Origin of the sequence: Amycolatopsis sp. WGS_07, assembly GCF_045278895.1 — a bacterium.
In the GTDB taxonomy this organism is placed as follows: domain Bacteria; phylum Actinomycetota; class Actinomycetes; order Mycobacteriales; family Pseudonocardiaceae; genus Amycolatopsis.
The window spans coordinates 9,406,326-9,429,211 of record NZ_CP136053.1; the positions used below are offsets into that span (position 1 = coordinate 9,406,326).

Here is a 22,886-nt window from a genome sequence, read left to right on the forward strand (position 1 = left end):
ATGGGCCGACGTGACCGCAGACTTCTCCCGGCGCGCCGTGCTGCGTCTGGGCGCGCTGAGCGCCACTGTCGCCGCGGCTGTGCCGCTCGCCGCCTGCTCGGGCGGCTACGACGACGCCCCCGACCCGTTGGCCCCGCTGCTGGCGATGGCCGAGGCGGACGCCGCCGCGGCCAGGAAGCTGCCCTCCGGCGGCGACGCGGCAGGTCAGGTCGCCGACGCGAGAGCCGCGCAGGCGGCCGCGCTGAAGGCCGAGGTGGACCGGCTGAACCGGCCCAAGAAGGCGGCGAACGTCCCGCCCGCGCCCGCCGATCTCGGCGGGTTCAAGGACCGGCTCGCCGCCGCGCGCAAGCAGGCCGAGGACCTGGTGCCCGCGCTGCCGGCGTACCGGGCCGGGCTCGTCGCGTCGGTGGCCGCCGGATGCGCCGGGCTGCAGCGGGTCGCGCCGGAACTCGGGCCGGGCGCCGACGCGAAGGCCGCGGCCGCGCCCTCCTCGGTGCCGAAGGAAGCGGTGGACTCGCTGCAGAAGGCGCTGGCGGCCGAGCACGCGTCGTTGTGGGTGTACGGGCTGGTGACGGCGTTCCTGCCGGGCGACTTCGGGGACGCGGTGAAGACTGGACGCGCGGAGCACACCGCGCGCCGCGATGTTGTTACCCAAATGATCACTTCGGCTTCGGGGACGCCGGTGGCTCCTGAAGCCGCGTACGTGCCGCCTAAGCCGGTTACGGACACTGCTTCGGCTGCCGCGCTCGTGGCCAGCGCGGAGGCGGACACGGCGGCGGCTTGGCTCGCGGTGCTCACGCATACCGACGACTCGGGGTTGCGCGGGATGGCGCTGCAGGCGCTGGTGGCCGCGGCGCGGCGCGGGATGCCTTGGCGGCAGGAGGCCGGGCTGAAGCCTGCTGCGGTGGGGTTGCCTGGGCAAGCGTCGTGAGTGGCTGCGGCGGTTAGAACCGGCATCCGCGCGCACGAGACCCAGCCACGACGCATGCCGCACAGCTGCGCCGGGCGCGGGGCCTCGTGAGTGGCAATCACGGTTCTAACCGGGATTGCCACTCACGAGTCAGCGGAGCTTGCTGGACAGGTTCAGTGCGTTCTTCGCGATCCGGGTGAGCAGCTGCTTGTCATGGTGCCCGTAGTAGAAGTCCGTGAGCACGATCGTCACCTCGGCACCGGAAGCCTTCGATTCGTACTCGGCTTCGTCGCCGCTCAGTTTCGGGGCGTCGGTGTCGTGGAAGGTGCCGTCGCGGACCAGGTCGCTCACGTTGCCCGTGCCGTCGCGGTCGGTGAGCTGCTTGAGTTCGGTCGCCTTCGCCTCGTCGGGCATGGTGACCAGCACGACCGAGACCAGTGCCTTCGCTTCGCCGGACTGCACCGTGTACAGCGCCCGCGCCAGCGACTTGCACGGGTTGTCCTGGAAGAACTTCTTGGCGCCCGAGTAGGCGTTGGCGGCGCAGTCGGTGGCCTTGGTGGGGCCTTCGGCCAGCTTGTAGTCGAACGCGGGTTTCGTCGTCGCCGGGGGTTCGGCGACCGGCTCCTCCGGCGTGCTGTCGTGCCGGATCAGGTACCAGACGAGCCCGGCCACGACGGCGATCGCCACGAGCCCGGCTCCGCGCAGCAGCAGGGCGCGGTTGCGCGGTGGACCGGGCGGCGGACCCGGTTGCGCGGGCACGGCCGGGATCGGAGCCGTGTCCGAAGGACCGGGGGTGAAGTGCGGATGGGACACGGGAACACCGTAGTTCACCGCGTCAGTTCGCCGTGTCCCCGGCGCTCAGCCCAATGCGCGCAGAACGCGTTCGACGTCGTCAGGGCCGTTGTAGAGGTGGAAACCGACCCGTACCCGGCCGTTGCGGACGCTCGCGACGACGCCGGCTTCGGTGATCCGCGCCGGGTCGGCCTCCAGGGCCACGATCGCGCTCCCCTGCGGCTCCAGTCCGGCCGCGGTGAGCAGGGAATCGGCCAAACCGGTGTTGTGTTCGCGGACCGCGGCGAGATCCAGTGACGCGAAGTAGTCGAACGCCTCCGCTGCGCCGACGTGCGACAGCCATACCGGCGAAAGGTCGAACGCGCGGGCGTTTCCGGCCAGGCGCAGTGGCATTCCGTATACCGAGGACCACGGATCGTCGCCGGCGTACCAGTTCGCGGCGACCGCGCGGGTCCGTTCGCTCGCTCGCGGGTGCACGGCGAGCCAGGCGCAGCCGCGCGGCGAGAACAGCCATTTGTAGCCCGCGCAGACGATCCAGTCCGCCCACGCGACGTCCAGCGGCAGCCAGCCCGCGGCTTGCGTGACGTCGATCATGACCGGCACGTCCGCGGCTTCGGAGGCAACTCGCAGCGCGGCGGTGTCGAGGAGCGCGCCGTCGGCGGATTGCGCGAGGCTGACCGCGACGAGGTCGTGGCCCTCGACGTGGTCCGCCAGCTTCGCGAGCGGCACTTCGGTGACCTTGGCCCGCTGCGCGAACGGGAACGTGACGCTGGTGAATTCGCCCTCGGCAGCGAGAACGCGGGCCTCCGGGGACAGGCCGGCCGCGACGTTCGCCGCCAGCTGGGACACCGACGCGCCGATCGCCACCCGCTCCGCCGGCACTCCGGCGAGCCGCGCGAATCCGCTCCGGGAACGGGATACCGCCTCGTCGAAGCCGGACGGGGTGTCCTGCCCGGTGCGCCACCGGCGGACGGCGGTCTCGACGGCTTCGGCGACGGGCGCCGGCGGGATTCCGATGCTGGGCGTGTTGAGGTATCCGGCGGGGACGGCGAAATCGGTGCTTCCTCCGAAGATCATGTCGCCAGATTACGGGAGCAAAGCCGTGACTTCCCCGTACGACGGCGGTTTCCTCGGCAGCTCGGCCCCGTCCCGGATGGAGTCCACTGTGGCCAGTGCGGCGGAAAGTGCTACGCGGTAAGGCGTTGAGCCGAGACTGACCCTCGCCACGCCCAAAGAAGCCAATCCGGAGAAAGTGGCTTTCCCGGGCAGGTGCAGGAGGTTCACCGGCACCTCGACGGCTTCGACCAGCTCCGCCACGTCCGCTGGCTCGTGCAGTCCGGGGACGAAGACGCAGTCGGCACCAGCGTCGGCGTACGCGCGGGCCCGGGTGATGGCGTCCGCGACCGGTCCCGTGCCGAGCCAGTGCGTGTCGGTGCGGGCGTTGAGGAACATGCCCGGGACGCGCTCGCGCACCTTGGCCAGCAGTGCGGCTTGGACGACGATGGGAGCGAGGGTGTCGCCGCGGCCGTCCTCCAGGTTGACGCCGACCACCCCGGCATCAGCGAGTTCCGCGACGAGGTCCGCGACTGCCGACGGGTCGGCGCTGAAGCCGTCCGCCAGGTCGACGCTGACCAGGATGTCCAGTGGTGCCAGCGATTTCGCCAGTGCGACGGTCGCGGCGCGGGACTCCGGGGCGCCGTCGGCGAGACCGGCGGCGGCCGACACACCGAGGCTGGTCGTGCCGACGGCCGGGTGGTCTGCGGCGGCGAGGGCGGCAGCGAAGCCGAACTCCCAGACATTCGGCAGCAACAGCGGGCGGCCCGGGACGTGCAGGGCGGCGAAGGAGGTCATGTCCGCCACGGTACGACGCCGATGCTTCGGCGGCGGCCGAACCGTCGGTCAGCCTCCGGAACCGCCGGAGAAGGCGGCGATCCGGACGGCGCGGCGTCCGGCGACTGCCTTGCGCAGTGCCGGGACCACTGGTCCGGCGAGCTTCTCCAGTTCGGCCAGCCGGTCGGCGTGCTGGCGGGCTTCCGATCGCGACATCCCGGCACCGGAGGCCGCAGCTAGTGCGGCCAGCGCGGCGGTTGAAGCGTCTACTTCGGACAGTGGTGCGGTCAGTGCGTGGTTCAGGTCCGCGCGGGCAGCGCGTACCCGAGACGAGTCGGCAGGGACCAAAACCTTGCGGTGCAAGAACGAGCTGGTTCCCTCTTCGAGAAGTCCCGACGCGGACAGCTGCGTTTCCAACGACTGCAGCGTGTCGTTCCGGCCCCGGCGAAGCAAGGCGCGCCAGGACGCCGGGCTGTGGGTGCGGAGGTCGGCGAGCAGGTCGTCGAGCAAGAGGTCGCCGGTCGGGGCGGCGCCGGTCGGCTCGGCATGGCCGCGTTGGTCGCGGAGGTTGCCGCGCAGCACCAGGTCGGTCACCGCGGCCGCGCGGACCAGCAGGGCCGTGTTCGGGCGGCGGGAGGCCGGTTCGCAGGCGAGGAAATAGGCTCGCGCGGGCAAGGAGTCGCTCATTGTTTCTTCACCTCTGGCCAGATCGTTTCCCAGGATTGCTTCCGCCCGGTGTACAGCCACATCAGCCCGGGCACCACTTCAGTCACCGAAGAGAAGTACGGTCGCAGCAACGCCGGATCGAAACCCGCGAAGAGCACATTCCGCGCGGAATCCGGCGGGCGGTCAAAGTACCAGTATCCTCGGTGTCCACTGTAGACATTGTTGATCCCGTAGCGCGGCCCGTAGTACTCCACGGCGGCGGCGAACGGGTAGATTTCCTCGTATACGGCGGTTTCCCGGCGCACTGATTCAGGCAGGGAGAGATACGCCTGCCCGACGCCGTCCGCCAGTTGCAGTTGCGCGGTCTCCCCCGCCGCGAACACCGTGCCGAGCGGAAACGGACCGAACGACGTGGCTTTCATCGAAGCGGGCCACACCGGCAGCCCGGCCACGGTGACCGCAATGGAAAGCGTGAAGGCGATTCCGGCCGGAATTTTCCACCAGCGCACCAGATTCCGGCGCGAAAGCTCCGTCGCGGCGGCGGCGAACGGCAGCGAATACAGGCTCATCAAATAGTAAGACCGGCCGTGCGTCGCGAGGATCACCGCCACGACCAGCAGCAACGCCACCGCGAGATATCGGTACGGCATCAGGTCCGGCGAACGCAGCAGCCGCCACATCCCGTACAGCAGGGCCAGCACGCCGATGCCCATTCCCGCACCGAGCAGACCGTCGCGCGCGAAGGTGAGGTAGCCGGGGAATTCGGCCGCGACGACTTCGCCCATCCGGGTGTAGGCCCAGCCGTGCGTGGCTTGCCAGAAGAAGGTCGGCAGGGTGGCCACGACGGCGATCAGCGCGCCCAGCCACAGTTTCGGCCGGGACACCAGCTTCCGCGGTCCGAGCACCAGCGCGGATACCAGCACCGCGCCCCACAGCGCGGGAATCAGGAACTTCGTCTGCAGCGACACCGCGGTGACCACTCCGGCCCACACGAGCAGGCCGTCGCGCCGGGTCCGGGTCCAGCGCACGAGCAGGAACACCACGAGCGTCCAGAAGAACGGGTCCAGCGCGTACGTCGCGACCCAGTGGCTGATGATCATCAGCCCCGAAGTCGCGTACGCCCCGGCCGCCATCAGCTGGGCCCCGCGGCCGCCGCCGAGTTCGCGGGCGGTCAGCGCGGTCACCACGACCCCGGCGCCGGCCGCGAGCGCCATCGGCAGCCGCAACGCGACCAGCGAGCCGGGGAACCACTGGTCGAGCGCGCCGGCCAGCAGCGGGACGAGCGGCGGCTGGTCGAAATACCCCCAGGCCAGATGATCTCGACCGGCCACGAGGAAGTACAGCTCGTCGAACCCGTGCGCGTACCGGGTGCTCGTCGCGATCAGCAGCGCGACGGCGCCCGCCGCGACCGCCAGCACCGGCAGCCGGGCGAACCGAGGGATTCCTTCGCTCGTCATGGCGTCGAGTCCACCGCGCCGGGCGGGTGCGGGGTAAGCGTGCTCGGTAGCGACTCGCAGCGACGAAAGTGGATCTCTCGCGGCCGATCCGCAACTTTCGGCGGTAGCCGTCATCCGGGCGGTGCGGATCCAGCGCGTCCGCGCGGGCGAGCGGATACCGTGGCCGGGTGACCAGCACGTGCCATCCCTGGCCGCGGAGGACCGACTGGCTCTGGCTTGGCGGCACCGCGCTGGTGTTCGCCTGCCTCGACGTCGGGCTCTTCTTCGCCGCCGGACCCACCACCGGGTTCCTCGGGCCGTACGCGTCGCTCGTCCTGGAACTGGTCTGCGACGCGGCGCTGCTGCTCATGGCGCGCTTCCCGAACGCGGTGGCCGGTCTGCTGATCGTGGCTTCCTTGGCGATGCTGGCGTCCGACCTCTTCTCCCCCGGCCTGCTCGTGCCCACCCGGCAGCCGACGCTGATGACCGTCCCGACGATCACGCCGATCGTGCTGGCTCAGCTCGTCCGGCAGCTGGACCGGCGGCGGCTGTTGTGGATCGCCGGCTGCCTGGCCCTGCTGGCGACACGGCCGTGGACCCCGGCCTGGAACACGACGCCGTTCGGGCTGCTGGGCACCGCGCTGCCGGTGGCGATCTCGCTGTACTTCGAGGCCCGGCGGCAGTTGCTGAGTTCCTTGCGAGACCGCGCCGAACGCGCGGAGCGCGAACAGCATCTGCTCGCCGAACAGGCGCTGGCGGCGGAGCGGCGGCGGCTGGCCAGCGAGATGCACGACGTGGTCACCCACCGGCTGAGCCTGATGGTGCTGCACGCGGGCGCGCTCGGGGTGACCTCGCCCGATCCGTCGGTGAAATCGGCCGCCGAGGACATCCGCCGCGAGGGCGCGCATGCCCTGGACGAGCTGCGCGACCTGGTCGGCGTGCTGCGCAACGGCACCGGAATCGAACCTCCGGTGCCGAGTCCGCCGCTGCCCGGCGAGGTGGCGGATCTGGTCGCCGAATCGGTGGCGGTCGGCATCGCGACCGAGCTTTCCGTGACCGGCGACCGGACTTCGGTGTCGCCGACGGTCGCGCGCACCGCGTACCGCGTGGTGCAGGAGGCGCTGACCAACATCCGCAAGCACGCGCCGGGCTGCTCGGCGACGGTTTCGCTGCGGTATCACCCGGGCGGGCTGGACGTGGCGGTCGTCAACACGCGCGCGACCCGGCCGCCGGACGCGGCGCTCGCGGGCAGCGGCTCCGGCGCGGGGCTGAGCGGGCTGCGCCAGCGGGTCGAACTCGTCGGCGGGACCTTCGAGGCGGGCCCGGTGCCCGGCGGCGGGTTCCGGCTCGGTGCGATACTTCCCGCCTACGTCCCGACCACGGAAGGTGCTGCCCGGTGATCACGGTCGTGGTGGCCGACGACGAGCCGATGGTGTGCGCGCACCTGCGCACGATTCTCGGCTCGGCCGGCGACATCGAGGTCGTCGCCCAGGCACAGGACGGCGCCGAGGCGGTCGAGGAAGTGATCCGGCACCGGCCGGCGGTGGTGCTGATGGACCTGCGGATGCCCGGCGTGGACGGGCTGGCCGCGATCGAACGGATCTGCGCGCTGCCGGAACCGCCCGCGGTCGTCGCGCTGACGACGTTCGACGCGGACACCTACGTCATCCGCGCGCTCCGTGCGGGCGCGGCCGGATTCCTGGTGAAGTCGACGCCGCCGGAGGATCTGATCGGCCTGGTGCGCGTCGCCGCGGACGGGCACACGGTGCTTTCGCCGTCGGCCGCACGCCGGTTGGTCGCGCTGTCGTCGGACGGCCACCGCCGGGACGACGAGGCCCGCCGCCGGACCGCCGGGTTGACCGAGCGGGAGCGGGATGTGTTGGCCTGCTTGGGCGAAGGACTGTCCAATGCGGACATCGCCGGCCGGCTGCACCTGGCGGAGGCGACGGTGAAGAGCTACGTGTCGCGGATGCTGGTGAAGCTCGACTGCACGAACCGGACCCAGGCCGGATTGCTCGCGCACGAGGCCGGGCTCGTCGGCCGCTAGCTCATTTCAGCAGAGAACCCAGCCGTTGTGCCGAAGCCACCACCAGCCGGCCCAGTTCGTCCGGGTCCGGGGCCTCGAACAGCGACAGCCCGATGCTCGTGCCCGGAGCGTCGCGGCCGGTCGGCACCACCGCGGAGATGCCGGTGATCCCCGGCGCGATCTCCCCGACCGACACCGCGTACCCCCGGGTCCGGGCGCGGGTGATCTCCTCGCGTTCGCCTTCCACCGGCGGTTCCGCCGCGAGCAGCGCGAGCCCGGCCGAACCGCGGCCGATCGGGTCCAGCTGGCCGCTGCGGAACGACACGTGCATCCGCGCCTGCCGCGGTTCCACGATCATCAGCATCCGCACCTGTTCGGCGTTTTCGCGGACCACTAGGTGCGCTGACGCGCGCCCGGCGTCCGAAAGCTCCTCCAGCACCGGGCGGGCGAGCGTGCGCAGGTCCTGTTCGACCGGCTCGGCGAGGCGCACGAGACCGGTGCCGAGCGAGATCCGCTTGAACCGGTCGCGCCGGCACAGGTGGTGCGCCTCCAGCGTGCGCACCAGCCGGTGCGCGACCGTGCGGTGCACGCCGATGCCGTCGGCGATCTCGGTCATCGTGAGCCCCTGCGGATGCTCGACCAGCAGCTCCAGCACCTGAAGCCCGTGGCTCAGCGTCTTCGACGTCCCCGATTCGGACACACGGCTCCCTTGACGACAGTTGTCCGGCGACCTACTGTTCCTACATATCGCACGGTGCGTGCGAATATAGCACGTTTGCCGCTCCAGGCAACTCCCCTTGCGGATCGAGGTTTCGGACATGAGCGAAGTCCCGGTTGAGGACGTGCTGGCGGTGCATCAGCTCTACGGCCGCCAGAGCCACGCCATCGACTCCGGCGAGGCCGCGCGCTGGGCCGCGACCTTCACCCCGGACGGGGAGTTCGTGTCGCCCAGCTATCCGGAACCCGCGGTCGGCACGGCCGCACTGACCGCCTTCGCCGAGCGGTTCCACGCCGGCTGCGTGGAGTCCGGCGAGCGGCTGCGGCACGTCGTGTCCACTATGGAAGTCCGATCAGGACAGTCCGGGGATGCCTTGCGAGCGCTCGCCTATCTGCAGATCGTCGGGACGCCGGAAGGCGGCTCCCCCGCTTGCACCGGCTCACCGTGCTGGACGACGAACTCGCGCGCACCGCGGACGGCTGGCGCGTGCGCCGCCGCACCGTGCACCGCGAGCCCTGAGAAACAGGAGGAGAAAACCCAGATGACCACTCTCGAGCCCACCGGCCCCGGCCGGGTGCTGCACCAGCCCGCGACCGCGCGCTACCCGGAGATGCCGGGCAAGGTCGCCGTGGTCACCGGCGCGGCCCGCGGCATGGGCGCCCGGTTCGCCGCCGGCCTCGCCACGCGCGGGGTGCACGTGGTGGGCGGCGATCTCGACGCCGCCGCGATGACCGCCACCGCCGACGACCTCACCGCCGCGCTGGCCGCCGAGTCCATTGAGGACAAGCCGGGCCGGATCGTCGCGTCCGCTGTGGACGTCACCCGCGCCGAGGACCACGTCGCGCTCGCCCAGCGCGCGATCGACGAGTTCGGCCGCATCGACTTCTGGGTCAACAACGCCGGGATCTTCCCGTACGCCGAGGTTCCCGACATCACTCCGGAGCAGATCCGGTCGACGCTTTCGGTGAACGTCGAGGGCGTGCTGTTCGGCGCGCAGGCCGCGGCCGCGCGGATGGAGCCGGGCAGCGCGATCGTCAACATGGCTTCGGTGTCCGCGGTCCGTGTGCGCAAGGGCCGCGCGGCGTACTGCAGTTCCAAGGCGGCCGTCGCGCACCTCACCGAATCGCTCGCGGTGGAACTCGGCGACCAGGGCATCCGGGTCAACGCCATCGCCCCGGGCTACATCGACACCGAAATGACCCGCTGGATCCAGGACGACGCCCCGGCGCTAGCGAAGGCGCTGGACGCGGTGCCGCTGCACCGGATCGGCTCGCCGGAAGAGGTGTGCAGCGTCCTGCTGTTCCTGCTCTCGGACAGCTCGCGGTACGTGACCGGGCACAGCCTGGCGGTCGACGGCGGCTCCCGGCATGTCTGACGCCACCGAAGCCGTGCGCTACCCGGACGTCGTGCTCGTGACGGGCGCGGCGAACGGGATGGGCGCGCAACACGCCCGCGCGCTCGGCGAGCGTGGCGTGCACGTCTGCGTCGCGGATTTCGCTGGTGCGGACGAAATCGCGGAAGAGATCCGCGCGGCTGGCGGTGCGGCCACTCCGTACACAATGGACGTGGTCGAACCAGCACAGTGGACTCGCGTGCTCGACCGGATCCGCGTCGAGCACGGTTCGCTCGGCGGGCTCGTGAACAACGCCGGGATCTCGCGGCGGCTGGAATTCCAGGACACCACCGCGGAGGTCTGGGACCGCGTGCTCGCGGTGAACCTGTCCGGGCCGTTCCACGGGATGCGCGCGGCCGCGCCGCTGATGCGCGATTCGGGCGGCGGTTCGATCGTGAACATCTCGTCGATCTCCGGCCAGATCGGGTACTTCTCCCCGCCTACTCGGCGAGCAAATGGGGACTGACCGGGCTGTCGAAATCCGCCGCGGGCAATTTCGCGAAGTGGCGGATCCGGGTCAACTCCGTCCATCCCGGACTGGTCGACACCGGGCTGCTGGCCGGCGCGGACGCGTTCGTCAAGTCCGCTGTGGACAGTGTGCCCGCCGGGCGGATGGCCGATCCGAAGGAAATCACCGAGGCGGTGCTGTTCCTGCTGTCGGACCGGTCCACCTACTTGACCGGGAGCGAGGTCACTGTGGACGGCGGTCTCGTCTCGAACGGTCTCTACCATCGCATTCTCGCCGAAGCCGGAGGTGATCTGGGATGAGCGTCGACACGGACGTCGTGGTGATCGGCGGAGGCGGCGCGGGATTGGCCGCCGCCGTGTCCGCGGCCGAGCACGGCGCCTCGGTGATGCTGTTCGAGTCGGAGAAGGAACTCGGCGGCTCGACCCAGCTGTCCGCGGGCATGCTCACCGCGGCGGGCACGAGCGTCCAGCGCGCGCTCGGCATCGAGGACACGCCGGAACGGTTCTTCCAGCACTATCTCGATCTGAACCAGTGGCAGCTGAAACCCGGTCTGCTCAAGACGTTCTGCCGCGAGGCCGGGCCTGCCGTCGAATGGCTGATCGGGCTCGGCGCGGAGATCCCGGCGAAGGTGTCGCACGACGCGCACACACCGGGCCTGACCCGCGCGGGGGTCGAGGACGTGTGGCGCGGGCACGTGCCGAAGGACCAGGGTTACGGCCTCGTCCAGGTGCTCGACCGCGCGCGCCGCAAGGCCGGCGCCGAGGCGGTGCTGAACACCCGGGTCGAACGGCTGCTCGTGGAGGACGGCCGAGTCGCCGGCGTGGTCGCCGACGGCATCGAGGTCCGTGCGAACGCGGTGATCGTGACCAGCGGCGGGTTCGCCCAGGATCCCGCCCTGCGCTCGCGGTACTACCCGGACGCGGACGCGGCGGGCGAGGATCTGTTCGTCGTCGCCGCGCCCGGTTCCCGCGGCGATCACTTCGCGTTCGGCGAACAGGTTTCGGCCTCGATCACCGGCGAGGGCTGGGGTTTGCTGCTGCCGACCGCGTATTTCCAGCGCCTGCACCACTGGCAGTCCGGGTTCCCGCCGCGTTCGCGGGTACTGGTGAACGCGCACGGCCGCCGGTTCATGGACGAGGACGCGTCGTACGCGGTGTCCAGCGGCATCATCTCCGCGCAGGACGGTCCAGTGTGGATGGTCTTCGACGACCGAGCGCGCCGCGATCTCCCGCCGGGCTACGCACATTGGAACGCCGACCACGTACTGTCCGAAGCGGACGCTGGCCGCACCCTGCGGGCAGACACGCTGGAGGAACTCGCGGGCAAGATGAACGTGCCCGCCGACGCCCTCCAGGCCACTGTGGACAGATGGAACACCCAGCTCCCCACCGGAGAGGACCCGGAGTTCCTGCGGCACGAAACGCTGTCCGCGAAGGGCGCGACCGAACCGCCCGCGAAAATCGCCACCGGACCGTTCTTCGCCGCCCGCACGCTGCCCGCCGAACTGGTCTGCACGCACGCCGGGCTGGAGATCGACTCCAGCGCCGCCGTGCTCGATGTCCGCGGCAACCGCGTGCCCGGTCTGTTCGCCGCGGGCGAGGCCGGTGCCGGAGTGCTCGGCTTCCGCTACGTCGGCGGCGGCAACGCGGTCGCCAACGCCGTCACCATGGGCCGGATCGCCGGTCGCTCCGCCGCTTCCTGACCCCCCATAGAGTTACTGCTCACCGTCGAGGAGAACCCATGTCCGTCCCCGCCGCAGCCGCCACCACGGCGGACTCCCCGCTGGCCAGACGCACCGTCCGCAAGGTCGGCGTCCGCGTCATGCCGATCGTCCTGCTGCTCTACATCTTCAACTACATGGACCGGGCGAACATCGGCTACGCCCAGCTCGGCATGGCCAAGGAACTCACCATCACGGCCGCGACGTTCGGCGTCGCGTCGGCGATCTTCTTCCTCGCCTACGTGGTGTTCGAGGTCCCCAGCAACATGATCATGAAGAAGGTCGGGGCCCGGCTGTGGCTCAGCCGGATCGCGGTCAGCTGGGGCATCGTGACCGTGCTGACCGGGTTCGTCGCGAGCGTGACGCACCTGATGATCGCGCGGATCCTGCTCGGCATCGCCGAGGCCGGCCTGTTCCCCGGGCTGCTGCTGTACCTGACCTTCTGGTTCCGCGGCAAGGAGCGCGGCCGTGCCATCGCGACGCTCGCGCTCGCGCAGCCGATCGCGCTGATCCTCGGCAGCCTGTTCGGCGGCTGGATCCTCGACCACGTGCACTGGTTCGGCATGAGCAGCTGGCAGTGGGTGTTCATCCTGCAGGGCGCGCCCGCGGTGCTGATCGGCCTGCTGACCTTCTTCTACCTGCCGAACAAGCCCGCCGACGCGAAGTTCCTCACCGCCGAGGAAAGCACCTGGCTGCAGGCCGAGATCGACCGCGAGTACGTGCCCGAGGAGAAGGAGACGTTCCTCGGCCAGCTGCGCGCGGTGCGCGACGGCAAGGTCATGCTGCTGGCGATTTCCAACCTGTTCATCGCCTGCGGCCTGTACGGGCTGACGTTCTTCCTCCCGTTGATCGTGAAGCAGCTCGACCCGAAGTACTCCTCCACCAACATCGGACTGCTCGGCGCGATCCCGTACGTGGTCGGCGCGATCGGCATGCTGCTGCTCGCCCGCAACTCCGACCGCACCGGCGAGCGCAAGGGGCACGTGATCGGCACCGTGCTGGTGGCCGCGATCGGGTTCTTCGGCGCGATCCAGTTCAAGACCGTGCCGACGTTGTCGCTGGTCAGCCTGTCGCTGGCGGCGATCGGCGTGCTCGGCTACCTCGCGCCGTACTGGGCGATGGCCGCGCGCGTGCTGTCGAAGGAGCACACCGCGGTCGGGCTCGCCGCGATCAACTCGATCGCCGCGCTCGGCGGGTTCTTCGGGCCGTATGCGATCGGGCTCGCGGCGTCGGAGACCGACGTGACGATCGGGCTGTACTTCCCGATCGGCTGCCTGGTCGTCGCGGCGGTGATGCTGGCCTTCCTGAAGGTGCCGCGCGACGCCGGGGCCCGCGTCAAGAAGTAGTTTCGAGTTTGACTATCCCGGCGGCGCGGGTACCGTGCTTGTCCATGCAGGACGCCACCGCGCCGCCGGACCCCGACTCGCTCGACTTCTGGTCGTTCATCGCGCTGGCCAACCGCAGGCTGTCCGAGGAATTCGGGTTCCGCCACCAGCTCGCGACCGAGGTGCTGCTGACCCTGAACCGGGCGTCGAACCTGGTCACCTACGACCTCGAGTCCGCCGTGCACCGGCCGCGCGGGCGGTCGTGGTCGGCGTTCCGGGTGCTGTTCGTGGTGTGGCTGGCCGGGCCGCTCGAACCGTCCGCCGCCGCCCGGCTCACCGGGATGAGCCGGGCGGCCGTGTCGAATCTGGCGAAGACCCTGGTCAGCGAGGGGTTGCTGACGCGGACTCCGGGCGAGACCGACGGCCGTTCGGTGCGGCTTTCGCTCACCGAGGCCGGGCAGGCCGAGATGCTCGAGGTGTTCGAGGCACAGAACGAACGCGAGGCCGGGTGGGTCGAGGTGCTCACCGAGGCCGAGCAGCGCGTGCTGGTGATGCTGCTGGACAAGCTCATCTCCGGCCGGGCGGGCTTCGCCACCCGCCGCTAGCCCCTTTCGCCAGCTCAGTCAGTGGACTACGCTGGCCGGAAAGTAGTACATACTTTAATCACTTCGCGCCGAGGAGGCGACCCATGGCCTACTACCGCAGCGCGGGCAGCATCCCGCCGAAGCGGCATACGCAGCACCGCACGCCCGAAGGCGGGCTCTATTCCGAGGAGCTGATGGGCGAGGAGGGCTTCTCCTCCGACTCGTCGCTGCTCTACCACCGCGGCATCCCGTCCGCGATCGTGGACGCGACGCCGTGGGAGCTGCCGGACCAGACGCTCACCGAGAACCGCCCGCTCAAGCCGTTGCACCTCAAGCTGCACACGCTGTTCCCGGGCGAGGAATGGAAGAGCGCGGACGTCGTCAACCACCGCCGGCTCGTGCTCGGCAACGGCGACGTGCGGATCTCCTACGTCGCCGCCGGCGAGGCTTCTCCGTTGTACCGCAACGCGATCGGCGACGAATGCGTGTACGTCGAGTCCGGTGAAGCGGTCGTCGAGACGGTGTTCGGCGCGCTTCCCGCCCGCGCCGGCGACTACGTCATCCTCCCCCGCGCCACCACGCACCGCTGGGTGCCGAAGGGCTCGGAGCCGTTGCGCGCGTATGTGATCGAGGCGAACTCGCACATCGCGCCGCCGAAGCGCTACCTGTCGCGCTACGGCCAGCTGCTGGAGCACGCGCCGTACTGCGAGCGCGACCTGCACGGCCCGGCCGAACCGCTGCTCGCGGAAGGCACCGACGTCGAGGTGCTGGTGAAGCACCGCGGCTCGCGCGGCGTGGTCGGCACGCGCTACGTGTACCCGACGCACCCGTTCGACGTGGTCGGCTGGGACGGCTGCCTTTACCCGTACACGTTCAACATCTCCGATTTCGAGCCCATCACCGGCCGCGTGCACCAGCCGCCGCCCGTGCACCAGGTCTTCGAGGGCAACAACTTCGTCATCTGCAATTTCGTCCCGCGCAAGGTCGATTACCACCCGCTCTCGATCCCGGTGCCCTACTACCATTCCAATGTGGACTCCGACGAGGTGATGTTCTACTGCGGCGGGAACTACGAGGCGCGCAAGGGTTCCGGCATCGGGCAGGGCTCGATCAGCCTGCACCCCGGCGGGCACAGCCACGGCCCGCAGCCGGGCGCGGTGGAGCGTTCGATCGGCGCGGAGTTCTTCGACGAGCTGGCCGTCATGGTCGACACGTTCCGCCCGCTGGAAATCGGCGAGGGCGGCCACGCGAGCGACGACCCCGGCTACGCCTGGACCTGGGCAGGACGGGGACCGCAGTCGTGACCGAAGCCCTGACCCGCGGCCTGCTGGACGACGCGGCGGTCTTCCCGCCCGGTCTCGCGCCGCTGCCGGACGCCGTCGCCGCGCACGACCGGCACACTGCTTCGTCTTACGCGGCGATGGTCGGCCCGCTGGTCGTCGCCGCGTCCGGGCTGGCAGAACTCGCCGAGGTCGTCGCCGGCCGCGAAACGGTCCTGCCGCTCACCGTGACGCTGCCCGCCGGTCCGGCCGGGATCGTCGACGTCCTCAAGGCCGTCGACGGCCTGCCGGTGTCGGTCGAATCGCTGGAAATCGCGGTGCCGCAAGGAATGGACGTCGCCGAGTTCCTGTCCGCAGTGGACGGTTGCCCGGTCCCGGTCGCCGTGGAGATCCCCCGCGACGACCGCCGGGTTCCCTTGCTGCGGGCCCTTTCCGGCACCCCGCACAAGGCGAAGTTCCGCACCGGCGGCACGTCGGCCGAGTACTACCCGGACGAGGCCGAACTCGCCGCCGCGATCCGCGCGACCGCCGAGGCGGGCGTCCCGTTCAAGGCGACCGCCGGCCTGCACCACGCGATCCGCAACACGGACCCGGCGACCGGCTTCGAACAGCACGGCTTCCTGAACCTCCTGCTCGCCGCCGAGGCCGTCGACCGCGGTGCGGAGGACGCGGAAGTCATTGCCCTGCTTGCCGAACGCGACGCCACGACGGTCGCCGACCGCATCCGCGCCCTGTCCCCGGAACGCCTGGCGGCAGCCCGCGCGCGGTTCACGTCCTTCGGCACCTGCAGCATCACCGACCCGCTCACTGAACTGACCGACCTAGGCCTGATCGGAGCCACCGCATGACCGTGCTCGACATCCCCGCCGGCTCCCCCTTCGGCGTCGAAAACCTGCCGTACGGCGTCTTCTCGGCAGGCGACGGCAGTCCGCGAGTGGGCGTGCGCGTGGGCGAGCACGTGCTGGACCTGTCGATCGCCCTCGGCGACGCGGTCTTCGCCGAGCCGACGCTCAACGCCTTCATGGCGCAGGGCTACGACCGCTGGGTCGAGGTCCGCACGCGCCTCCAGACGCTGGTGACCGGGGAGGTGCCCGCCGAAGCCGTGCACGCGGTGGCCGACGTGAAGCTGCACCTGCCCGTCGAAGTCGCCGATTACGTCGACTTCTACGCCTCCGAACACCACGCGTCGAACGTCGGCCGCCTGTTCCGTCCGGACGCGGAACCGTTGCTGCCCAACTGGAAACACCTCCCGGTCGGCTACCACGGCCGCGCCGGAACGGTGTACGTGTCCGGCACCGACGTCGTCCGCCCGAGCGGCCAGCGCAAGGGCGAGGACGGCCCGGTCTTCGGCCCGAGCACCCGCCTGGACATCGAGGCGGAACTGGGCTTCATCGTCGGCGCGGGCACCCCCGCCAACACGCCGATCTCCCCCGACGACTTCCCTCGCCACGTCTTCGGCGCGGTCCTGCTGAACGACTGGTCCGCCCGCGACATCCAGGCCTGGGAGTACGTCCCGCTGGGCCCGAACCTGGGCAAGAGCTTCGCGACGTCCATCTCGCCCTGGGTGGTCCCGATCCTGGCCCTGGCCGAGGCCCGCGTCCCGCTGCCCGGCCAGACGTCCCCGGAACCCCTGCCCTACCTGCGGGAAACGTCGCCGTGGGGCCTGAACATCGACCTGACGGTGGAGTGGAACGGCCAGGAGGTCGCCCGCCCGCCGTACCGCGAGATGTACTGGTCCCCCGCGCAGATGCTGGCCCACCTGACCGTCAACGGAGCCTCCGCCCGCACCGGCGACCTCTACGGCTCCGGCACGATCTCCGGGGCGGACCCGGCGGAACGAGGCTCGTTCCTGGAACTCTCCTGGGGCGGCCGCGATCCCTTGACCGTCAAGGGCGAGTCCCGCACCTTCCTGCAGGATGGCGACGAGGTCACCATCACCGGCACCGCCACCACCAGCACCGGCGCGAAACTGGGCTTCGGCGAGGTAAGCGGACGAATCCTCCCCGCCCAGTAACTCCAACGGACGTGAAGGACTCCTTGAGGGAATCTATTTCCCTCAAGGAGTCCTTCACGGACCTCGACCGCCGCCGATGCACCCACCCCATCGAGGCACCCAGCCCTCCCCCGCACCCCGATACGAAGCCAAAACGCGGCGCGGGGGTGTTTGTCAAGGCATCTTTCCCGCCTTGACAAACACCCCCGCGCCGTAGTCACAATCGAGCTTCGGGGTGCCCCACGCAAGCACTACTCCGCAATCGGAGCCCCAGTCTTCTCCCGCACCTCTTCCAAAGAAACCCCAGGCGCGACCTCGACCAGCTTCAACCCGTCATCAGTAACATCCAGCACCGCAAGATTCGTGATGATCCGATTAACCACCCCAGCCCCAGTCAAAGGCAGGGTGCACTTCTCCACAATCTTCGGCGTCCCGTCCTTAGCGGTGTGATCAGTAATGATCACCACCCGACGAGCCCCGGCGACGAGATCCATCGCCCCGCCCATCCCCTTGACCAACGCCCCAGGAACCGTCCAGTTAGCCAAATCCCCATTGGCCCCGACCTGCAACGCCCCGAGCAACGCAAGATCAATATGCCCACCGCGAATCATCGCGAACGACTCAGCGGAATCAAACAAACTGGCCCCAGGCTGCAACGTAACAGTCTGCTTCCCAGCATTCACCAGATCCGGATCCTCTTCCCCCTCCCAAGGAAACGGCCCCAGCCCAAGAATCCCGTTCTCGCTGTGCAACGTAACCTGCACACCGTCCGGCAAATGGTTCGCCACCATCGTGGGAATCCCGATCCCGAGATTCACGTAATCGCCGTCCCGCAGCTCGCGAGCCCCGATCGCGGCCATCTCGTCCCGACTCCAGCTCACGCCGACGCCTCCTCACGCACGCGCACGGTCCGCTTCTCGATCTGCTTTTCCCGCTCAGCCGCCTTGATCAGCCGCTGCACGTAAATCCCCGGCGTGATGATCCGCTCCGGGTCGAGGTACTCGTCCGAGATCTGCTCGGTCTCGGCGATCGTCACCTTCCCGCAGGTCGCGACGAGCGGGTTGAAGTTGCGCGAGGCGTACCGGTAGATCAGGTTCCCGGCCGGGTCCGCGACGTAGGCGTGTACCAGCGAAAGGTCGGCGACGATGCCCCGCTCCTGCACGTAGGTGACACCGTCGAACTCCGCGTGCGGCTTGCCCTCGGCGATCGGCGTGCCGACGCCGGACTTGGTGTAGAACGCCGGGATCCCGGCGCCGCCCGCGCGCATCCGCTCGGCCAGCGTCCCCTGCGGCGCGAACTCCACCTCGACGGTCCCGTCGAGGTACTGCTGCGCGAACAGCTTGTTCTCGCCCACGTACGACGCGATGACGCGGCGCACCTGGCGGTTCTCGAGCAGGATGCCGAGCCCGGCCCCGTCGACTCCCATGTTGTTCGAGACGATCGTCAGATCGCGCACGCCCGAGTCCCGGACCGCCTCGATGAGGTCGTTCGGGTTCCCGGTGAGGCCGAAGCCCCCGACCGCGATCGTCAGCCCGTCCTCGAGCAGCCCGTCGAGGGCCTCCGCGGCGCTGCGGTACTTCGTCGGCACGGCATCCTCTCCACTTCGTTCGGTGAGTGGTCAGTCCCCGCATACAACCCAGCGCAGGGGAAACGGGTCAACCGACACGCCGGGATCCCCGGCAAACCTCTCGCGCACCGAACACCCGTGCCCGATGCGTTCACTGAGCGGACGTACCCTCTTCTCCGTGCCCACCTCGCCTCCCGACCACGTAGTCGGACGCGTGTCCGCGGTCCTGCGCGCATTGTCCACCTACCGCGACGGAGCGTCGACCTCTCAGGTCGCGCGCCAGTGCGCGCTGGCCCGGCCGACCGTGCACCGGCTGCTCGCGTCGCTGGCCGCCGAGGGCTACGTCGACCGCGACCGGCAGAGCGCCCGCTGGTACCTGGGCCCGGAGCTGTACCTGCTCGGCGAAGCGGCCGCCCCGCGCTACGACGTGACCCAGCAGGCGCGCGCGAGCGTCCACCGGCTGGCCGCGGCCACCGGGGAAAGCGCGTTCTTCTCCGCCCGCCGCGGCAACGAGACGGTGTGCCTGCTGCGCGAGGACGGCGACTTCCCGATCCGCTCGTTCGTGCTGTACGAGGGCGCGCGATTCCCGCTGGGCGTGGTGTCGGCGGGGCTGGTGGTGCTGTCGATGCTGCCGGACCGGGAGGTCGAGGAATACCTGTCCACTGTGGACCTCACCGCGGAGTGGGGCCCGGCACACAGGGCGGAGGAGGTGCGGGCCCGGATCGCGCGGACGCGGGAGGACGGGTACTCGACCAATCCCGGCCTGGTGGTCGAGGGCAGCTGGGGAATGGCGGCGGCGGTGTTCACGCCGAGCGGGGAGCCGGCCTGGGCACTGACGTTGACCGGGGTGGAGTCGCGGTTCCGGGCGGAGCGGAGGGGTGAGCTGGGGGCGTTGCTGCTCAAGGAGGCACATACGTTGACGAATGTGCTTCGGCAGCCCTCTTGAGTGTCCGGCTGCGCCGCTCACGAGGCGGTGGCGGCGTGCTCCGCGTCGTAAGCCGCGCGGGCGGCTGTCACCTGGTCCATGTTCTGGCGGGCCCAGCGGTCCAGCAGGTCCAGCGGTTCGGCGAGGTTGCGGCCCAGCTGGGTCAGTTCGTACTCGACCTTCGGCGGGATCACCGGGTACGCGGTGCGGACGAGGATGCCGTCGCGGACCAGGCTGCGCAGGGTTTGCGTGAGGACCTTCTGCGAGATTCCCTCGACGCGCTTGCCGATCTCGGTGAACCGCAGCGGGCCGTCCACCAGGGCGCCGACGATGAGCACCGTCCACTGGTCGCCGATCCGGTCGAGCAGCTGGCGCGTCGGGCAGTCGCGGTCGTACGGATTTCCCAGCATGGCGGCCTCCTCACTCTCCGGAAGAGAGTAACACTCCCCCGGGTCAGCGGGCTTTACCGAACCCGAACATTCGTCCCACACCGCTCGTACACCGGCGCGCGACCGTGGTCGCGAACGTCGACCCGGGAGGACGAGAACGATGCGAGGAACGAGGCGGCTGGCGCTGGCCGGCTGCGGGATCGCGGCGGCGCTGCTCGTGGCCGCGCCGGTCGCCAGCGCCGACCCGCAGGGTCCGGTCACGCTGAGTCCGCAGGAGGTGCAGCAGATGTGCACGGCCTGGGTGCCGAAACTGCGCAAACAGGCACAGAACCTGACCGACCGGATCAACGGCGGGCCGGAGGTCGCCGGGTCGGTCGCTAATCTCAAGGCGCGGGCGAACGACGCGCGCACGAAGGGCCATGCGGCGCAGGCCGACCGGTTGCAGAAGCGGGCGGACAAGCGACAGGGCCGGATCGGTGAGCTGGCGAACGCGGCGAAGCAGCTTGACGCGTTCACGGCCGCGCACTGCCCGGTACCCAAGTGAGGCGGCTCGTCGTGATCGCGGTCGTTGCAGTCGGGCTTGGCTGCGCTGCCTGCGATCAGCGGGCCGCGCCGGACGGTGATTTGAGCAGCATTCAGTCCACGCTGGACTCGATCCAGTCCGACATGGCGGGCGACGGGGCGCGGTGACCCGCGTACCGTTTGCTCCGACGTAGCCTGCCGGAGGAACGGGAGCCCGGATGGGGTCAGCTGGCCGCGGTCTCGTTCTCGTCGTGGAGGACGAGACCGCGATCGCCGAACTCGCCGCGCTGTATTTGCGGCGCGACGGGTTCGCGGTGGAGGTCGAGCCGGACGGGGCGAAGGCGCTCGCGGCGATCCGCCGGTCGCGGCCGGTCGCGGTGGTGCTCGACATCGGACTGTCCGGAATGGACGGCATCGAGATCTGCCGGGCCCTGCGCGCGGCGGGCGACTGGACGCCGGCGCTGTTCGTGACTGCCCGCGACGACGAGCTGGATCGCTTGCTGGGCCTGGAAATCGGCGCGGACGACTACTTGACCAAACCGTTCAGTCCCCGCGAGCTGGCTGCCCGGGTACGGACTGTGCTGCGCCGCGCGTCCGGCAATCCGGCCGCGACGCTCGCTTTTGGCGGTGTGCGCATCGACGTCGCGGGCCGCCGGGCCTGGGCGGGCGAGGCCGAGGTCGCGCTCACTTCCACTGAGTTCGATCTGCTCGCCTATCTGCTGCGTCACCCCGGTCAGGTCCTGTCGCGCGATCAGCTGCTCAGCGCGGTCTGGGGATACGCCGCGGCGGCCGGGACCCGCACGGTGGACGTGCATGTCGCACAGTTGCGGGCGAAACTCGGCGACGACAGTCCAATCCGGACCGTCCGGGGCATCGGCTACGCCGCGGACACCGGATGAGAGGCACGCTCGCCCTCCGGATCACCGTGGTGTGCCTGGCCGTCGCCGGGATCGCGGTGCTCGTGGCCGGGCTCGTCGCCTCCCGGCTGGTCCGCAGCACCGCTGATTCCGTGCTGCAGCAGTCGTTGCGGGACCAGGCCGACGTCGTCGCCGGGCAGCTCGACGGCACCGGGATCGGCAACCGGCTCGCGATCGGCAAGGTGGCCGCGGTGGTGCGAGGGCAGGGCATCGAGGTCGTCGTGCACCGGGTCAGCGGCCAGAATTCCGGGCAGGCGGCCGCGGTGCGCGCGGCGGAGCGGGCCGGGCTCACGTCCGGAAAGGACCGTTCGACGCGGGTCTCGATCGGCGACCTCGACTACCTCGTGGAGGTGCGGCCGGTCGGTCCGCAGGCGGCGTTCGCGCTCGTCCAGCCGGTGCGCAGCGCGGAGGCGACGCAGCACGCGTTGGTGCGCAACATCCTTCTGGCACTGGGCATCGGGCTGCTGGTCGCCGCCGTCGCCGGATACGTTTCCGGGCGGTTGCTGGGCCGTCCGCTCCGGCGTGCGGCCGCCGCGGCGGGCAGTCTCCGGGCCGGTCGACGCGACGTCCGGGTGCCGGTGGAAGGTCCCGCTGAGGTCGCGCAGGTCGCTGGTTCGCTGAATGAACTCGCCGACGCCCTCGCTCGAAGCGAAGCACGGCAACGGGAATTCCTGCTGTCGGTGTCTCACGAGCTGCGCACCCCACTGACGGCGGTGACCGGTTTCGCCGAGGCGATCGCCGACGGAGTCGCCGAGGGGCCGGACGCCCGCCGAGCTGGCGAGACCATCCATCGCGAGGCGCAACGGCTGGAACGGCTGGTGTCCGATCTGCTGGAACTCGCCCGCCTCGGTGCCGACGAATTCCAACTCGATCTGGGCACTCTCGACCTCGCCGCGTTGGTCCGGGACTGCGCGGAAGTGTGGGAACTGCGCTGCGCCCGTTCGGAGGTGCCGCTGACTGTGCAGTCGGACCCGGGAACCGCCCTGGTCACTGCCGATGCTCGACGGCTGCACCAGGTCGTGGACGGCTTGGCGGAGAACGCTTTGCGGGTCACGCCCGCGGGTGCGCCGATGGTGTTCGCGCTGGCTGTTGCGGAGGGCCACGCGCACCTGTCGGTCCGGGACGGCGGGCCGGGGCTCGCGCCGGAGGGCTATCCGGTGGCCTTTGAACGCGGGGTACTGAACGCGCGTTATCGCGACCGCCGTCCGGTCGGATCCGGCATCGGGCTGGCGCTGGCTCACGGACTGGTCACGCGGATGGGCGGCACGCTGACCGCCGGACCGGCCCCCGAAGGCGGAGCGGCGTTCACCATCACGCTGCCGTTGGCCCAGCCCAGCTAAGCGAGCAGAAGCGCCGCATCCCACTCCGTCTGCGGGACAGCCTTCCGCGCGTGACAGTGCAACGCGAGCGCGATCCCGGCGGCA

23 protein-coding genes and 1 pseudogene are annotated in these 22,886 nt (G+C 70.3%); 15 read left to right on the forward strand and 9 right to left on the reverse strand.

The features are described from left to right. The first annotated feature begins 10 nt into the window (after positions 1–10). Positions 11–931: a ferritin-like domain-containing protein gene (locus RPX00_RS44195; RefSeq protein WP_406634882.1), complete on the forward strand. Its 921-nt coding sequence runs from the start codon at positions 11–13 to the stop codon at positions 929–931. A gap of 129 nt (positions 932–1,060) precedes the next feature. Here the strand turns inward: RPX00_RS44195 and RPX00_RS44200 are convergent, their stop codons facing one another. From RPX00_RS44200 to RPX00_RS44220, 5 genes are read right to left on the reverse strand one after another with little or no spacing between them, the layout of a single operon-like run. Then, positions 1,061–1,723 (reverse strand): hypothetical protein, encoded by a 663-nt coding sequence (locus tag RPX00_RS44200; RefSeq protein WP_406634884.1) that lies wholly within the window; start codon positions 1,721–1,723, stop codon positions 1,061–1,063. 45 nt (positions 1,724–1,768) lie between these two features. Next, a complete protein-coding gene (locus RPX00_RS44205; RefSeq protein ID WP_406634886.1) occupies positions 1,769–2,779 on the reverse strand; it encodes an aminotransferase class V-fold PLP-dependent enzyme in 1,011 nt (336 codons plus the stop codon). A 9-nt stretch (positions 2,780–2,788) separates the two neighbouring features. Further along, a complete protein-coding gene (locus tag RPX00_RS44210; protein WP_406634888.1) occupies positions 2,789–3,553 on the reverse strand; it encodes an isocitrate lyase/phosphoenolpyruvate mutase family protein in 765 nt (254 codons plus the stop codon). Between the two features lie 48 nt (positions 3,554–3,601). After that, positions 3,602–4,219 (reverse strand): GPP34 family phosphoprotein, encoded by a 618-nt coding sequence (locus RPX00_RS44215; protein ID WP_406634890.1) that lies wholly within the window; start codon positions 4,217–4,219, stop codon positions 3,602–3,604. Beyond that, positions 4,216–5,655: an ArnT family glycosyltransferase gene (locus RPX00_RS44220; protein ID WP_406634892.1), complete on the reverse strand. Its 1,440-nt coding sequence runs from the start codon at positions 5,653–5,655 to the stop codon at positions 4,216–4,218. The genes RPX00_RS44215 and RPX00_RS44220 overlap by 4 nt, the downstream gene beginning before the upstream one ends. A gap of 167 nt (positions 5,656–5,822) precedes the next feature. On the opposite strand from RPX00_RS44220, the gene RPX00_RS44225 reads away from it, so the two are divergent. Next, a complete protein-coding gene (locus RPX00_RS44225; protein WP_406634894.1) occupies positions 5,823–7,034 on the forward strand; it encodes a sensor histidine kinase in 1,212 nt (403 codons plus the stop codon). Then, on the forward strand, positions 7,031–7,681 hold the full coding sequence (locus RPX00_RS44230) for a response regulator (RefSeq protein ID WP_406634896.1): 651 nt from the start codon (positions 7,031–7,033) through the stop codon (positions 7,679–7,681). The genes RPX00_RS44225 and RPX00_RS44230 overlap by 4 nt, the downstream gene beginning before the upstream one ends. A gap of 1 nt (position 7,682) precedes the next feature. On the opposite strand, the gene RPX00_RS44235 is transcribed toward RPX00_RS44230, so the two are convergent. Beyond that, complete coding sequence (locus RPX00_RS44235; RefSeq protein ID WP_406634898.1) at positions 7,683–8,360, reverse strand: IclR family transcriptional regulator; 678 nt, start codon at positions 8,358–8,360, stop codon at positions 7,683–7,685. A gap of 118 nt (positions 8,361–8,478) precedes the next feature. Here RPX00_RS44235 and RPX00_RS44240 point away from each other — a divergent pair, with 118 nt between their 5' ends. The 8 genes and pseudogenes from RPX00_RS44240 to fahA all read left to right on the forward strand — a co-directional run bounded on the left by RPX00_RS44240 (position 8,479) and on the right by fahA (position 17,163). After that, positions 8,479–9,753 (forward strand): glucose 1-dehydrogenase, encoded by a 1,275-nt coding sequence (locus tag RPX00_RS44240; protein ID WP_406634900.1) that lies wholly within the window; start codon positions 8,479–8,481, stop codon positions 9,751–9,753. A gap of 58 nt (positions 9,754–9,811) precedes the next feature. Then, positions 9,812–10,539: pseudogene (locus RPX00_RS44245) on the forward strand (SDR family NAD(P)-dependent oxidoreductase). After that, complete coding sequence (locus RPX00_RS44250; protein ID WP_406634902.1) at positions 10,536–11,942, forward strand: FAD-dependent oxidoreductase; 1,407 nt, start codon at positions 10,536–10,538, stop codon at positions 11,940–11,942. Before RPX00_RS44245 ends, RPX00_RS44250 begins: the two are co-directional and overlap by 4 nt. A gap of 38 nt (positions 11,943–11,980) precedes the next feature. After that, complete coding sequence (locus RPX00_RS44255; protein ID WP_406634904.1) at positions 11,981–13,306, forward strand: MFS transporter; 1,326 nt, start codon at positions 11,981–11,983, stop codon at positions 13,304–13,306. A 44-nt stretch (positions 13,307–13,350) separates the two neighbouring features. Beyond that, complete coding sequence (locus RPX00_RS44260) at positions 13,351–13,890, forward strand: MarR family winged helix-turn-helix transcriptional regulator (protein WP_378311861.1); 540 nt, start codon at positions 13,351–13,353, stop codon at positions 13,888–13,890. Between the two features lie 83 nt (positions 13,891–13,973). Continuing rightward, a complete protein-coding gene (locus RPX00_RS44265) occupies positions 13,974–15,173 on the forward strand; it encodes a homogentisate 1,2-dioxygenase (RefSeq protein WP_406634906.1) in 1,200 nt (399 codons plus the stop codon). After that, the gene (locus RPX00_RS44270) at positions 15,140–15,997 is read left to right on the forward strand and encodes a hypothetical protein (RefSeq protein ID WP_406643304.1); all 858 of its coding nucleotides are present in this window, start codon (positions 15,140–15,142) and stop codon (positions 15,995–15,997) included. The genes RPX00_RS44265 and RPX00_RS44270 overlap by 34 nt, the downstream gene beginning before the upstream one ends. After that, positions 15,994–17,163 (forward strand): fumarylacetoacetase, encoded by a 1,170-nt coding sequence (gene fahA / locus RPX00_RS44275; RefSeq protein WP_406634908.1) that lies wholly within the window; start codon positions 15,994–15,996, stop codon positions 17,161–17,163. Before RPX00_RS44270 ends, fahA begins: the two co-directional genes overlap by 4 nt. Before the next feature lie 230 nt (positions 17,164–17,393). Here fahA and RPX00_RS44280 read toward each other — a convergent pair whose 3' ends face one another. Both RPX00_RS44280 and RPX00_RS44285 read right to left on the reverse strand, forming a co-directional pair. Then, entirely contained in the window at positions 17,394–18,023 is a 630-nt protein-coding gene (locus RPX00_RS44280) for a CoA transferase subunit B (protein WP_406634910.1), read from the reverse strand. After that, a complete protein-coding gene (locus tag RPX00_RS44285) occupies positions 18,020–18,730 on the reverse strand; it encodes a CoA transferase subunit A (protein ID WP_406634913.1) in 711 nt (236 codons plus the stop codon). The genes RPX00_RS44280 and RPX00_RS44285 overlap by 4 nt, the downstream gene beginning before the upstream one ends. 157 nt (positions 18,731–18,887) lie before the next feature. Here RPX00_RS44285 and RPX00_RS44290 point away from each other — a divergent pair, with 157 nt between their 5' ends. Further along, positions 18,888–19,655 (forward strand): IclR family transcriptional regulator, encoded by a 768-nt coding sequence (locus tag RPX00_RS44290; protein WP_406634915.1) that lies wholly within the window; start codon positions 18,888–18,890, stop codon positions 19,653–19,655. A 17-nt stretch (positions 19,656–19,672) separates the two neighbouring features. On the opposite strand, the gene RPX00_RS44295 is transcribed toward RPX00_RS44290, so the two are convergent. Further along, the gene (locus tag RPX00_RS44295; RefSeq protein WP_406634917.1) at positions 19,673–20,044 is read right to left on the reverse strand and encodes a winged helix-turn-helix transcriptional regulator; all 372 of its coding nucleotides are present in this window, start codon (positions 20,042–20,044) and stop codon (positions 19,673–19,675) included. Between the two features lie 139 nt (positions 20,045–20,183). On the opposite strand from RPX00_RS44295, the gene RPX00_RS44300 reads away from it, so the two are divergent. The 3 genes from RPX00_RS44300 (at position 20,184) to RPX00_RS44310 (ending at position 22,802) form a co-directional block, all read left to right on the forward strand. After that, on the forward strand, positions 20,184–20,567 hold the full coding sequence (locus tag RPX00_RS44300; protein ID WP_406634919.1) for a hypothetical protein: 384 nt from the start codon (positions 20,184–20,186) through the stop codon (positions 20,565–20,567). A 196-nt stretch (positions 20,568–20,763) separates the two neighbouring features. Next, entirely contained in the window at positions 20,764–21,444 is a 681-nt protein-coding gene (locus RPX00_RS44305) for a winged helix-turn-helix domain-containing protein (protein ID WP_406634921.1), read from the forward strand. Further along, entirely contained in the window at positions 21,441–22,802 is a 1,362-nt protein-coding gene (locus tag RPX00_RS44310; protein ID WP_406634923.1) for a sensor histidine kinase, read from the forward strand. The genes RPX00_RS44305 and RPX00_RS44310 overlap by 4 nt, the downstream gene beginning before the upstream one ends. The last annotated feature ends 84 nt before the right edge of the window (positions 22,803–22,886 follow it).

Excerpts from the sequence above, each read along its gene's own strand:
- fahA (WP_406634908.1), top strand. The coding sequence starts at position 15,994 with ATGACCGTGCTCGACATCCCCGCCGGCTCCCCCTTCGGCGTCGAAAAC.
- RPX00_RS44310 (WP_406634923.1), top strand. The coding sequence starts at position 21,441 with ATGAGAGGCACGCTCGCCCTCCGGATCACCGTGGTGTGCCTGGCCGTC.
- RPX00_RS44295 (WP_406634917.1), bottom strand. The coding sequence starts at position 20,044 with ATGCTGGGAAATCCGTACGACCGCGACTGCCCGACGCGCCAGCTGCTC.
- RPX00_RS44220 (WP_406634892.1), bottom strand. The coding sequence starts at position 5,655 with ATGACGAGCGAAGGAATCCCTCGGTTCGCCCGGCTGCCGGTGCTGGCG.
- RPX00_RS44215 (WP_406634890.1), bottom strand. The coding sequence starts at position 4,219 with ATGAGCGACTCCTTGCCCGCGCGAGCCTATTTCCTCGCCTGCGAACCG.
- RPX00_RS44260 (WP_378311861.1), top strand. The coding sequence starts at position 13,351 with ATGCAGGACGCCACCGCGCCGCCGGACCCCGACTCGCTCGACTTCTGG.
- RPX00_RS44265 (WP_406634906.1), top strand. The coding sequence starts at position 13,974 with ATGGCCTACTACCGCAGCGCGGGCAGCATCCCGCCGAAGCGGCATACG.
- RPX00_RS44240 (WP_406634900.1), top strand. The coding sequence starts at position 8,479 with ATGAGCGAAGTCCCGGTTGAGGACGTGCTGGCGGTGCATCAGCTCTAC.
- RPX00_RS44255 (WP_406634904.1), top strand. The coding sequence starts at position 11,981 with ATGTCCGTCCCCGCCGCAGCCGCCACCACGGCGGACTCCCCGCTGGCC.
- RPX00_RS44205 (WP_406634886.1), bottom strand. The coding sequence starts at position 2,779 with ATGATCTTCGGAGGAAGCACCGATTTCGCCGTCCCCGCCGGATACCTC.
- RPX00_RS44300 (WP_406634919.1), top strand. The coding sequence starts at position 20,184 with ATGCGAGGAACGAGGCGGCTGGCGCTGGCCGGCTGCGGGATCGCGGCG.
- RPX00_RS44210 (WP_406634888.1), bottom strand. The coding sequence starts at position 3,553 with ATGACCTCCTTCGCCGCCCTGCACGTCCCGGGCCGCCCGCTGTTGCTG.
- RPX00_RS44305 (WP_406634921.1), top strand. The coding sequence starts at position 20,764 with ATGGGGTCAGCTGGCCGCGGTCTCGTTCTCGTCGTGGAGGACGAGACC.
- RPX00_RS44250 (WP_406634902.1), top strand. The coding sequence starts at position 10,536 with ATGAGCGTCGACACGGACGTCGTGGTGATCGGCGGAGGCGGCGCGGGA.